The sequence below is a fragment of the Candidatus Omnitrophota bacterium genome (assembly GCA_028716565.1).
Lineage (GTDB): Bacteria > Omnitrophota > Gorgyraeia > Pluralincolimonadales > Pluralincolimonadaceae > Pluralincolimonas.
In genome coordinates this window covers 166,531-179,701 of record JAQUPL010000002.1, presented here as the reverse complement: position 1 = coordinate 179,701, position 13,171 = coordinate 166,531, and the positions used below count along the sequence as shown (strand labels likewise).

Sequence of the window (13,171 nt, the reverse complement as noted above, 5' to 3'; positions counted from 1 at the left end):
TGATTTCCTGTAAGTCAGTTCCTGACCTTCAGTTTGCCCCACTGCGTGGCGTCGTCTTCTTTTTGCCCCGACCATATCATATGTTTCCATTCGCCGCTCGCGGAATCCTTGTCCGAGAGCGAGAAATTGACCCCGAGGACCTTACCGCCCTTCATCTCGAGCCCGGTTATCGCGCGTATCGGTATGGCCGCCTCAATCACGTATCCGCTGTCCCCTGTCCCCTTGGATATCCTGGAAGCGGTCTTTATCGCGTCGGCGACCGGCCTCGTGTTTATGTTCCTGTAGACATAAACGCCCGGCCGGCTGTCCTTAGTGAGCGGCGCGAAATCTATCTGGTAGCACCCGGGATTGAACGGCATGTTATTGAATATATCGGCATCGCCCTTGGCGTCGAGCCAGAATTCCACGGCATCGTCGCGCCAGATATCCACCCCGCGCTGGTTACCGATGACCGTGTCATCTTTTACGTCCGCGGCATAATACAGGTTCTCGTCGTCATAAAGGATGTAAAATCTGGCTGAGCCCTTCGAGAGCGATGCGACCTGGTCCTCACCGAACTTCGAAAGCTTCCAATCGGAGAGATCCCCGTCTATGGTTATCGGCCCGGCAGCCTTCTTCGCCACGATCTCTTTGCGGGTAAATCCTATCGGCATCGGGGTGGTCGAGACGAGCTCGGCCTGTTTGCCGCCTTTGGCTCTGATCACAGTTTCGACCGACTTTATTTTAAACGCCATATCCCTCTTGAAAGGCGGCAGTTTAACGTCTATCCCGTCAGCGTCGGACTTCACTTCCCTCGTCTCAATAATCTGCCCCTTCCATGTGTCCCAAAACTCTATTTTATACTTTCCCCCGACCAGGCCGTTTATCCTGACAAGCGCATCCTTTATAAAAGGCGGCTCCGGATGGTTCGGCTCGAATTTGGTCCACTTGGGGTCGAAGATCCAGACCGCTCCTTCTAAGTTATTCAAAAGCCCGATCGCATATACCGGCGAATTTAGCCCTTCCGTCTCGGCCAGAACCCTGGCTGTAGACGTCTTGTAAAACTTATACCGCCTGTCCTCTCCCTTATCGAACGCCGAAAGCGCGGCCCAGTGGTAATACAGTTTCTTCGGATGGATATATTTATCCCACCACCACGGCATGGCGTTCCCGCCGCAGGCGAGCATATACTCGGACCAGATCGCGGCGTGGATATACGCGCCGTCGAGGTCCTTCGCGTCCACGTCGTCGGATGAATCGGTCCCTATCTCAGCCATGAAATACGGCTTTTTGAACTGGCTCATGAGCCTGTAAGCGCCCATGTTCGCCGAGACGATTTCATGTGTATACATATGGAACTGCGTATAGTCTATCTCCGGCAACTCCCAGAGTTTCTTGTTAAAACCGTAATCGTGGAACGTGCCGGCATAGCTTGTGGTTATCAGGTGCTTATTGGGATCTATATCTTTTATATATGAGGCCATCTCTTTATGCCACGCCGCGTCCGTATCCAGGTTAAGGTCGTCTATGAAAGTGAGCTCGTTCCAGAGCTCCCACGCCATGATATTCGGGCTGTAACCCCACCGCGCGACTATATAACGCATCCTGTTCTTGAAATATTTTTTAGCCGACGCATTCGTAAAAAAATCCTGCGGCTTGCCGCAGGGCCCCCCGTTCTTTATGTTATAAGGATTCTCGTTCCACTGGGGGTTGACCTTTGTGCTCAACTGCCCGTGGTGATTGAGGACCAGCTGAAAAAAAATGCCGTTCTCTTTGGCCAAATTGATTATCTCGTCCAATTTCTCCGCCTTTTTCAGGCTATACTCGCCCAGCCCGCGGTAATCTTTGCCCTTGGCCCACTCGATGCCTACCTCCCAGTTGCACATCCATACCCTGGACCAGTTGTCGCCGGCCTTCTTCATCTCGGTGAAATATTTTTTGTAGCCCGGCAGGCTTGCCCAGCATACGTTCTCGCCCAACGGGTAATAGAACTCTCCGCTATCGTATTCGAAATATATTGGATCCTTTTTGCTTACGCGGACGAAGCCCTTCAGCGGGGACGCCGCGCACTTAAAGGATGCCGCCCCTGTCTTATCTTCGCCTGCCGGGGTCTTCAGGCGAACGGCATATCTCCACTCCCCCTCCCGCATAGGGGTAAACCTGATCTTCCAGACCGGCTCAACGTAATTATTATCCGCGTCTAACTTCGCCGAGTAGAGGAATCCCGGGACTATGAACGTTTCGCCGCCCGGACTCGTGAAAGCGGCGCTCAAGTCCGCCTCTTCCGGGTCAAACGGGTTCTTAAAGGCGGCTTTCAGGTCTACCGTAAGTTCAAACTTGCCGTATTTGGGTATCTCCGGGGCGCTCGCGGTGACTGATATTATCTTTGTCTCTTCTTTCGTTTCCCCTTTCGCCTCTTCCGCAAAGGCTGTCGCCCAAAAAGAAAAAGGCATGACCAGCTTCCGCGTCGGCCTGAACCTTATGTTGTCTATATATATCGTCTCCGCCTCGAACATGACGGTGTCGTAGATAAGTATGACGACCTTCCTTATATCATCGCGGTTGGCAAGGTTCGCATTGTAATTCCATTTGCTCCTCTTACACTCGAAATTCGCCTTGTCCAACACGAAGACGACACCCTTGTTCCAGCCTTTCTTCAATTTGACCGGCATCGATTCGTAATAAGTCCAGCCGTTTCCGGTCTCGAAACCGACGGCCGCCGACGCCGCCTCGGAGGACTGGACGTAGATATCGAGGACGAGGTTATGCTTGGAGAGGTCGAGATTCTCTTCATGGAATATCCCGGCCTTGTTCTTGCTCTTGCTTACGTCCTCCTTGATATCCATCCGCAAAGCGCGTCTGCCTTCGGTAACGTTGTCCCTAACCCTCGACAGCCCCACCTCATGGGCGTTATCCCAGGGGACGGGCGCCCATGATAATTTTTCCTTCTCAAAGCTTTCCCAGGGCAGGTCCGGCTGCGCGAAAGCGATATTTGCAGCGAGCGCAGCGAGTGCCGCCGAGAGAGCAAAGATCGATGCCGCAATTATTTTTTTCATAACAGGACTCCCTGTCTTTGGCATAGGATTAAACTCTATTTGAACCTTATGTTATCCACATACACCGTCGCGTTCTTCGCCTTCTTCGGATGGGTTATGAGGATAAAGACCTTTGTTATGTCGCTCCTGTCGGCCAACGGCACGGTATTCTTCCACTCGCTCGCCTTGCACTTGAAATCCTTGGCGCCTAAGTCGAAGGTGATATTCCTGTTCCATCCCTGGCTCAATATCTTCTTCTCCGACTCGTAATAATCCCCGGCCGAATCGAACCCGACCTGGACACCCATTCCCGTAGCCACGTCGGTATATACATCCAAGACCATATTCGAGTTTGAGAGGTCGAGGCTCGCTTCCCTGGCGACAACAAACCTGTTCTTCCACTCCTCCGGCTCATCCTGGGCCGCTAGTTTGAGTGACTGTTTCCCTTCAGAGGCTTTTTCGGTGCTTAACTCCAGGTCCACGCCCCCTATGTTCTCCCAACCCGGCGATGCCCAGTTCACCGGCAGGCTCTCAAAATTATCAAACGGCTTATCTTCAGCGCCGGCAATTCCGGCGCTGGCGCCCGTAAATACCAGCGCCGCGATCACCGATAACAGCAACGCGTATTTCATCCGGCCCTCCTTTTGTTAAATTTTATTTTATCCTGATATTATCGATATAAACCGTATCGGCGGACATCCTGGCCGGACGATACAAAAGTATGAAGATCTTCCCGACGTTATCCCTGTCCGCCAACGATACCGTATATTTCCAATCACTGGCCTTGTCCTTAAAATCTGAAGCCGATAGATCGAAGCTTATGTCCCTGTTCCAGCCGGGCTTCAGGGGTTTTTTCCCGGACTCATAATATGTCCAGTCTTCGCCTGCCATGAAACCAACGGCCACTTCCAGGTCAGCGGTCTTTTCGTTGAAGATATCCATGACTATGCTATTGCCTTTCGAGAGGTCTACAGGATCTTCCCTGGAGAAACCGACCTTGTTCTTCCAGTCGGTCGCTTCTTCCCTTATTATGACTTTGAGCGATTGTTTTCCTTCGGAGGGCTTATCCGCGCTCACCGAAAGGTTCACCTGCGCCGTATTCTCCCAATCGACCGGCTCCCAGTAATTGTCCCCCTCAAAACTTTCCCATAAGACCTCTGCCGCGTGCGCCTTAACCGGAGCGGCGGCAACTAACATGAAAAACAATACCGGGACCAGGCTGACATATTTCACTTTCCCGCCTCCCTTCTTCATTTCAACGCCTTGCAGGACTTCCTTACGACCAGCTCGGTCGGGACGGTGATCTTCTCGGCGCGCTTGTTGCTGTTCTTCATCCTCTGTATAAGCCTCTTGACGCCGATCTTGCCCATCTCTTCCTTCTCCACCCGCACCGTGGTAAGCTGGGGGTGTATCTGCTGGCTCATATCTATATCGTCGAAACCGGCGATGCTTATCTCGTCGGGTATCTTCATCCCCTTGTCCTGTATCGAAGCCATCGCGCGGATAGCTATCAGGTCGTTGCAGGCGAAAATAGCGGTGGGGAGCTTCTTGAGCCTGAACATCTTCTCCATGATGCCGTATCCGTTCCATAGGAGGCCGGTCTGGACGAAATCCTCGTTGAGCTCCAGGCGGTGCTTCTTCATCGCGGCCTTGTATCCCTCGAACCTTTCCATAAAAGAGCCGTGCTCGAGCGTGGCGCCGAGGAATCCTATCTGCTTGTGTCCGAGGTCTGCAAGGTATTTGATCATATCCGCCGTGCCTTTCGTGTTATCCGTCACGATGGAGTCGAGCGATGAATTCTCAATATAATGGTCTAGCAAGACTATCGGGATATCTTTCGCTTTAAGGTTTGAAATGAAACTGTGGGACATCTCGCCGACGAGGATCAGGCCGTCGACTTTTCTTTCCTCTATCAACTTGAATGTGGAGGGGTCGAACATCAATTTTTCGTCGAGGACCTGGTAGATAAGGTTATAGCCATGGGAGCGCGCTTCTTCTTCCACTCCGGCGAAGACATACGAATAGAAGGTGTTGGAAAATATCGGGTGATGTTCGCGCGATATCACAAATCCGATGTTGTCGGTCTTCAGTTTTGAGCCGCCCCTCGATCCCTGCTCCGGGCCGGAGACGAACGTCCCCTTTCCCGGGATCCTGTAGAGCACGCCTTCGTTCACCAGCTCGAACATCGCCTTGCGGACGGTTATCTGGCTCACGCTGAATTGCTGGCAGAATTCCTTCTCGGAAGAGATGAGTTCTCCGGGTTCCTTATCGCCGCTCTTTATCTGGTTTTCAATTACCCGCTTAAGCTGCTTATATAAAGGGACCGGCGAATTTTTCTCTACGGCATCTTTCATCTTTATTGCCCTCTTTTTGCGGAAGATTAAGGTGACTTTAGATATACCTTGGTATACTCGGTTATATTATATATCATAACCCGTAGTTGTCAAGGGGCTAAAATGTGATTTTGAGGGAATAAATTGCGGTCTGAAGGGTCAAGCGGTCTTTACCTGCCATTTATCTCCCCTGCGCGACGCCCGGAGGTCGCACTCTTCGCCGGCCTTCAATTCATCTTTTCCGAAAGAGACGCAGGGGACGACAGAATTCCCGGTCATTTCGTTCACGCCTTTTACAAAAACCGCATCGAGCCTTGAATTTTTAACCTTAATTATCGCCGCGGACTTCCCTGGTAAGGATACCTTCAAGCTTTTCCCCGAATACCTGAATTCTTTTATCCCCGGCTCCGAGGACAGGTCTAATATAAAGAAGAATCGGATGGCTTTCCTGCGGTTTTCATAGGCCCAAACCTGGAGGTCCGGATCTCCGGCCTCCAATCTCCTGTCCGGGCCTGCTATCGCGCCCAAAACGCCGTCCATCGCCCGCACTAATACCGCTTTCCCCTTTAGGACATCATATTTCTTGAAATTCTCGTCGAGAGACGGGACCTCCCCGGTAAATATCAACCTGCCTCCCGAAGAGGCGTATTTCAATAACTTTCCCTGGGTCTTCCTGTCCATAAAGGAGCCGCCGCACAATACGATATTTTTATAGCTATTAAGCTCCTTCGGCGCGGCCGACTCGATATTCGTTATCTGGAAGTCTATATTTTTCCCGCGCAGAAGCCTTTGGAATTCGTCCAATCCGCCAAAGCCGCACTTAAACCGGCCAAACCCCAGCCCTTTCAGGCAGTCATCGGGAATATCCCATGCCGCGAGATACGAATAAGCCGGATAGAAACCCCAGGCGATACCGCGGCAGGGTCCGGCCTCCAGGAAATCAGCGGCATTCTCCTTAAAGAAACCCGCCAATAAGGCCAATACGTCATATTTCTTCGTCAGCGTGCCGTCCTCTTTAATAGGGGACGAATCCGGATACGGCCGTTCATGAACTCGGTCGATCAGGTCATCCCATCTGCCGGTATTGATGGCAGTATAGACATTAAAACCCGTCGCCCCGCTGGCGACAGCAAGGAGGGTCTCGAAGACGCAGACCACCGGGTATTGAAAACGCGTGTCATAAATCTTGGAGAAGCCCCAATTCTCTTCAAAATTTATTCCCCTCTTCCTCTTCGCCAGCAGGCTATAGCGCTCAAAGGAAACGCTGTCTTCCGAAACCGGCTTTAGCCAGTTTGTAAATCCGTAATTTATGTTTTTCCATTTTTCGGGAATGGCGCGGGTAAGCCAATGGTCCAGCCTTTTACCGTCTATCGGAGGGCTCAGGTTTATCACGAAAGGCACCTTGCTTTTGATGAAAGACGAGTATTCCCTGTATACCGATCCCATATATTCCGATTGCCATTCGCCCCACTTGAGATACTCTTTCAGGTCAGACCTGGTCTTGAGCGCCGAGACGTCCCGGGGGACCTTCGGGTTCCTTTCCTTCGTAAATTTACGGAAAAGCGACAAAGCCGAGGGAGAATAGTCATAATCCGTGATCAAATTAGGGAAGTCGGAATAAAGGCCTTCGTTGCAGACTTGGACCGCTATAATATTCCCTTTTGGGTAAACATTATCTTTTATGATGTTCCTGTCCACCGAACCGAACCATTTCCTGACCATGCCCTTAAATTTACCCGAAAGCGGGGCCGGCAGTACTTTCCCGCTATGCGGCGGCCACCTGAGTTGGCCTCCTTTGCTGTCCGTGAACGGCTCGATCTCCGGGTCTTCTTCGGGGCAGGCCCAATCCGGGAGGCCCCCGTAATTTGTTTCGGCATGGATGAACGGGCCGGGCTTGACAACCATCCACAGTTTGTTTTTCGCGCACAGCTTCGCAAATAATTTTACATTGCGGTTTGGCCGCGTCTTCCCGTCAAAATCTACGGCATATCCCCCGCCTGACCCGGTCATATGGTGGCGCCACGGGACATAGAAACTAACGACGTCGATGCCCGCCATCTTTATCTTCTTCAGCCTGTCGTCCCAATTCCCCGGGTCGTCGCGATAATACGGATAATCAGCCGAGTTCAAGAAAACTGGCTCATTGTCTATATATAAGATACCGTCTTTTATTTCAACTGTCTTTTTCATCGGAAAACCCGCCCTTGGAGGGATTGATTTGGTAGCCCCTACGGGAATCGGACCCGTGTTTAAAGCTTGAGAAGCTCTCGTCCTAACCACTAGACGAAGGGGCCAAATTTAATATCTTACTGTTTCTTCTCTTTTTTTCTGGGCCGAAATGCGCGCGGCATCTATCACCGCGGCTGATTTACGCACCTCTTCGAGCTTTATTATCGGATGCGCCCTGTGCATCAAAACGTCATAAAGGTTCATGTAATACTGTTCCCAACGGCTGGGATCCACCTGATAGGTGCGCTCGAACTCTTCGCCTTTTATCTGCGTCTTCACCTTTATCGGGTGCCCGCCGTTCTCGCTTAAGAGGGCGCCTTTCGTCCCGAGCGCGTACCAGCGCGGCAGGTTATACCGCGAAACCTGGCTCGCCTCGAGATGCGCCGTCATCCCTCCGCGGAACCTTATCAAAAGCTTGAAATAGTCGTCGACTTCCCTCGACCAGAGGACCGACTTCATGTCGCAGAAGACCGAGACCGGCGGCTCGCCGGCCAAGCAGAGCATCTGGTCGATCAGGTGCGAGCCGAAATCATAAAGTATGCCGCCGCCGTATATCTTCTTATAACGCCAGGCCGGGTTGAATTCTTTCACGCCGTAATTCTTCAAAGAGCCGTATGAGGTCGCGCGCGACTCGATCGTGAACGGTTCGCCCAGCAGGCCTTCGTCAAGGATCCTCTTGACGGTAAGGAAATCCCCGTCGAACCGGCGGCTCTGGAAGACCGAAAGCACGGCCCTCTTCTTATGGGCGAGCCTTATTAAGTAATCCACCTCTTTCAGGGAGAGCGCTATGGGCTTCTCGACGACACAATGCTTGCCCTCCTCCAGGACCATCTTCGCTATCCTGAAATGGCTGCTCGAAGGGGTCGCTATCACGACCAGGTCTATGTCCGTATCAAGGAAGTGCCTATAATCCGAGAAAGCTATAGTGTGGTAATCCCTGTCCGCGACCCTTCGGCGCCCCGGTATCGTGTCACATACCGCCACGATCCTGAAATTCCCCGCCTTCTTCATCAAAGGTATGTGGAACTCTTGCGCGCTTCTTCCAAGGCCGCAGATGCCGACCTTAAACTCCATATCTAATATCCTATCCCCCTGAGGAAATCGCGCGATATCCTCGCGCTCTCGAACGGAGTAGTTAAAGTTCTGTCAAGCTCTATGATAATCCAGTTAGTATAGTTAATCTTCTCTAAAGTTTCAAGGACATTCTTCATCCCGCCGCCTATAACGCCGCGCCCCAGCTCGGTGAAATCCCTTATCCCGGGGTCCCAGTCCTTTAAGTGCACGAGCGCGAGCGACGAGGCATATTTTTCCAGAACATAGGCGGGGTCGGAACCGGCCGCGGCCAGGTGCCCCGTGTCGATGCAGAGCTTCAATGACTTGGAAAATTCGAGGAGATTGAGGATATCCCTCTCGTCTTCCACTATAGTATCGAGATGGTTGTGGAAGGCCACCTGCATATCGAACTTCGAGGCATACGCCGCCAGCAGGTCGAGCCTTCTGCAGAGGGATTTGTAACTTTTGGGCTCTTTTTTGAGGCCTTCGCCGGACCATCCTCCGGTGGCCATAAGCGCTTTTACGCCAAACTGGCCGGCAAAGAATACCTTCTCCTTAGCCTCCGCAAGGTCCGCTTTTTCGTCGGCGGAAACCTTTATATTCGCGGAGACCGCCGCAAGCGCCAGGCCCTGTTCCTCAAGCTGCATCTTCAGCGCAGAGGCCGGGCCGAGCCTGGAGAGCGGATCGTATATCTCCACGCCGTCATAGCCCGCTTCTCTTATCTCCCAAAGAGCATCCTTTATCGGATACCCGCTTAAATAATTACCCCAGGTAAGGGTATGGCAGCCAATTCTGAACCTTGCCATGTTTCACCGCCGTTATAAATAAATTGGTGCTGGGAGGGGGATTTGAACCCCCACAGTTTATTCAACCAACAGCCCCTCAAACTGTCGCGTCTGCCAATTCCGCCATCCCAGCACTAAAAAATACCTGACCTATTTACCCTTCGGGGGGAGTTTTCCTATAGCGTGCGGGGCAGGAGCAGTTACTATGCCCTGCGAGTTATTCTTATTCACTATAATCTTTCCGTCTACGGTGAAAGATACCATGCTCCCTGCGCTAAGCTTTACCCCCTGTATCTCGATATTTTTTGAAAGAAAGGCCGTCTGGAGCCTTCCCGAAGGATACAACTCTATGCCGCTGCCCTTCGGTAATTTTATGCCGTTTATCTCCGCGTCCCCCGAGAGAATGCCGCCTGACACCTTTCCCGACTCGCGGAATAACACCTTACCCGCGGCGAGAGGGAAGCCCTGGATCTCCTGGTCCTTCGGCAAATACGCCATAGAGAGTTTTCCGGAATCACGGAAATATAATTCGGCGCCTTTCGGAAAGTCTATGCCCTGTATTTTCCTGGATTCGGCCAATGGCCCGCCCTGTATCTTTCCGGACTGTAATAAGGTTATCCTGCTGCCTTTCGAGAAAGGCAACCCCTGGATCCCCTTATCCCTGCTGAGGATGGCGCTCTTCAATTTTCCGGATTGGTAGAAATCGGCTTCGCCGATACACGGCACTCCCTGGATATCGTGTTCCCGGCGTAATATCGCCATCCTTAACTTCCCTGTTTCATAAAATAACAATCTCGTGCCTTTGGCGAAATCTATCCCTTCTATCTTCTGGTCCTTGGCGAGTTCGGCCAGCGAGATCTGCCCGGAACCGTAAAACTCAACCTCCGTGCCGGCCGGGAACCCGATATCCTGTATGGTCTTAAGGGTTTTCAGGGTCTCCGGATATGCCGTCCCGGACATGCCGAATATCGCGGAAATAACCACCGCGCTTAAAAAAATCTTTCTGGACACCTCAACCTCCCGGTTTCTGCCGAAGGCAGAAGGATCAGGGACCTGATTACGCTAATAATATACCAGAGATTTCGCAAAATGACAAGGTGTTACATCCGCCGGCAACTCTATCGATAAATATTGCTTTATTGCCGATTAATCTGTATAATAAATCTTGGCTATAAAAAATTTATGACAAACTTATCTAATCCGATATCCGAATTATTTATCGTGTTTGCAATAATTTCCATAGCCGGTTGCCAAACACTTACGGCCCCTTCGTCTTCATCTGAAATGTGGAAGGCCCCCCCCGCCAAGGCCGACAACAGCTCCTGGCAGGTCCTGCGCGGGCAAAAAATAGACTCCTCTAAACCCCTTACCCTCACTGACCTTGTGAACCTAGCTTTACAGAATAATCCCTCCACGAAACAGGCGTGGAATAGCGCGCGGGCCGCCGAGGCCGTAAAGGCGCAAAGCGAATCCCTGTTATACCCCAGCGCCACCGTGACGGCCACGCTTACAAGGGAAGGCGCCAAGGCGAATTTACGCGCGGCCGATTATAACGACCTTGTGATCGGCCCCGAAATAGAGCTCACGTACCTGCTGCTCGATTTCGGCGGCAGGGCGGCCAATATCAAACAGACTACCGACCTGCTTTTGGCCGCGAATTACCAGTTCAACCAATCCATGCAAGACCTTTTGTTCAACGTGGAAAATGCTTACTACAATTTCTACAGCGCGAAGTCGATGCTTGTCGCGGCGCAAGACGACCTCGAGACCGCGAGGACGGTTTATGACGACGCTGATACCAGATACAGGGCTCAACTCGCTTCGAAATTGGATGTCCTCCAGGCAAAATCTAGTTACGAGGACTCCCTCTTCTCTTTGGAAGGCGCAAAAGGACAGGTCAATGCCGCTAAGGCCCAACTTGCGCAGACGATCGGCATATCCGCTGATACCGAATTCGATATAGCCGACCCGGAAAAGCCGCTGCCTACCACCCTCTCCGAAGACGACGTGACAAAACTCATAAACGACGCTATGGACAAGAGGCCGGATATAGCCGCACAGAAGGCCTCGGTCGAGGCAAGCAAAGCCGCGGTCAAATTTGCTAATTCCGCCCTCTACCCTTCGATTTCGGCGGGCGGTACGGCTGCAACGGACAAATATCATTATTACGGCGCCACTACCAATACCCGCAATTACGACGCGAGTTATTCCGCATACCTGACTTTTAATTGGGACCTGTTCGACGGGTTCAATAACCTCAATAAAAAGCGTGAGGCCGAGATGACGTCCGAGGTCGAGCGCGCCAAACTGATACAGGCACAGCTGGCTGCCAGCGCGGACGTCTGGACGAAATATTATAATTTTAAGACCGCCGTCCGCCAGTATGGTTTCGGGGAATCCCTCCTGGAAACGGCGCAGACATCTTACGAACTTGCGCTCGAAAGCTACAACAACGGCCTGAAGAGCATGCTCGACCTTATAAACGCGCAGAGCCAGCTCTCTGATGCGAAAAGCAAACTGATCCAGACAAAAAAGGACCTATTCGTATCGCTGGCCGACTTGGCCCATGCGACGGGTTCACTTTATGCGGGAGATATAACAAATGAACAAAACAAGTGACAGGTTATTCGGGTTCCTGAAATTAGCGGTCGTCCTGCTGATAATCTTTTTGGCGGTCTTCTTTATCTCGAAACTCATAAAGAAGCCGGCCAAGGCGGTGATCCCTCCCCGCAATGTGGAAACGGCGCTGGCTGAAAAGAAAGATGTCGTCGTATTCATAGAATCTTTCGGAAATCTCGATTCTCCCAACGACGTGGACATAAAATCGCAGGTCACGGGCCAGATAATGCAGGTGAATTTCAAGGAAGGCGACCTGGTAAAAACAGGGGACCTGCTCTTCACGATCGATCCCAGCCAGTACAAGGCCCAGCTGGAAAGGGCCGACGCGGCGCTGATACAGGACCTCGCCAACCTTAAGCTAAATAAGGATACGGTCGAAAGGAACAGGAAGCTCCTCGAAAAAGAACTCATTTCCCAGCAGGATTTCGATAAGCTCCAGACAGACGTGACCTCGTCCGAAGCCGCGGTAAAGAGCGACAACGCTAATATAGACCTCGCCAGGATCAATCTGAATTATTGCTATATAACTTCCCCCATAGACGGCCTAACGGGAAAGCGCCAGGTCGACCTGGGCAACATAGTGACGGCAAACGACGGGCCTACGCTCGTTAACGTCAAGACTGTAGACCCGCTTTATGTGGATTTTACGATACCCGAGCGGGAGCTCGGCAATGTAAGAAAAGCTATGTCCGAAGGCAAATTAAAGGTCGTGTTAACGCTTGAAAAAGGATCTGAGTCGTCGCAGGATAGGGCGGGGAATGAAGGGGATTCCTACGAAGGGGAGCTCCATTTCCTTGACAACGCGGTCAATAACACGACCGGGACCGTATTATTGCGCGCGATAGTGCCGAATCATGATATGGAACTTTGGGCAGGGCAGTTTGTAACGGTCCGGCTGCATCTCTCGATAAAGAAGAATGCCGTGGTGGTCCCGTACGAGGCCGTCCAGATCGGACAGCAGGGAAATTACATCTTCGTCGTCTCCCCTGACAAGAAGGCGGACCTGAGAAATGTTACCGTCGGCAGTAAGGAAGACGACCACATAATTATCGAGGACGGCGTAAAGGCCGGCGAAACCGTCGTTACGGTAGGCCAGATGGGACTAAGGCCCGGGACGCCGGTAGCCGAGGCAAAATAA

10 protein-coding genes and 2 tRNA genes are annotated in these 13,171 nt (G+C 51.9%); 2 read left to right on the top strand and 10 right to left on the bottom strand.

The features are described 5' to 3' along the window. Window positions 1-14: 14 nt before the first annotated feature. The 10 genes from PHO67_04080 to PHO67_04035 form a co-directional block, all read right to left on the bottom strand. Window positions 15-3,035 (bottom strand): sugar-binding protein, encoded by a 3,021-nt coding sequence (locus tag PHO67_04080; protein MDD5546321.1) that lies wholly within the window; start codon window positions 3,033-3,035, stop codon window positions 15-17. Window positions 3,036-3,070: 35 nt separating this feature from the next. Continuing rightward, window positions 3,071-3,646, bottom strand: coding sequence for a hypothetical protein (locus PHO67_04075; GenBank protein ID MDD5546320.1), 576 nt, complete (start codon window positions 3,644-3,646; stop codon window positions 3,071-3,073). A gap of 22 nt (window positions 3,647-3,668) precedes the next feature. Further along, window positions 3,669-4,268, bottom strand: coding sequence for a hypothetical protein (locus PHO67_04070; GenBank protein ID MDD5546319.1), 600 nt, complete (start codon window positions 4,266-4,268; stop codon window positions 3,669-3,671). Then, window positions 4,265-5,368 carry a GntR family transcriptional regulator gene (locus PHO67_04065; GenBank protein MDD5546318.1) on the bottom strand — a complete coding sequence of 368 codons (1,104 nt, stop codon included), beginning with the start codon at window positions 5,366-5,368 and terminating at the stop codon, window positions 4,265-4,267. The genes PHO67_04070 and PHO67_04065 overlap by 4 nt, the downstream gene beginning before the upstream one ends. 138 nt (window positions 5,369-5,506) lie before the next feature. After that, window positions 5,507-7,537: a beta-galactosidase gene (locus PHO67_04060; GenBank protein MDD5546317.1), complete on the bottom strand. Its 2,031-nt coding sequence runs from the start codon at window positions 7,535-7,537 to the stop codon at window positions 5,507-5,509. A gap of 29 nt (window positions 7,538-7,566) precedes the next feature. Then, window positions 7,567-7,641 (bottom strand) — tRNA-Glu (locus tag PHO67_04055). Between the two features lie 4 nt (window positions 7,642-7,645). Continuing rightward, a complete protein-coding gene (locus PHO67_04050) occupies window positions 7,646-8,650 on the bottom strand; it encodes a Gfo/Idh/MocA family oxidoreductase (protein ID MDD5546316.1) in 1,005 nt (334 codons plus the stop codon). Between the two features lie 2 nt (window positions 8,651-8,652). Next, entirely contained in the window at window positions 8,653-9,435 is a 783-nt protein-coding gene (locus PHO67_04045; GenBank protein MDD5546315.1) for a sugar phosphate isomerase/epimerase, read from the bottom strand. Window positions 9,436-9,459: 24 nt separating this feature from the next. After that, window positions 9,460-9,547: transfer RNA gene (locus PHO67_04040), tRNA-Leu, on the bottom strand. Between the two features lie 17 nt (window positions 9,548-9,564). Continuing rightward, entirely contained in the window at window positions 9,565-10,425 is an 861-nt protein-coding gene (locus PHO67_04035; GenBank protein MDD5546314.1) for a hypothetical protein, read from the bottom strand. Between the two features lie 273 nt (window positions 10,426-10,698). Here PHO67_04035 and PHO67_04030 point away from each other — a divergent pair, with 273 nt between their 5' ends. Together PHO67_04030 and PHO67_04025 are read left to right on the top strand one after the other, a co-directional pair. After that, a complete protein-coding gene (locus tag PHO67_04030; protein ID MDD5546313.1) occupies window positions 10,699-12,033 on the top strand; it encodes a TolC family protein in 1,335 nt (444 codons plus the stop codon). Next, entirely contained in the window at window positions 12,017-13,171 is a 1,155-nt protein-coding gene (locus PHO67_04025; GenBank protein MDD5546312.1) for an efflux RND transporter periplasmic adaptor subunit, read from the top strand. Before PHO67_04030 ends, PHO67_04025 begins: the two co-directional genes overlap by 17 nt.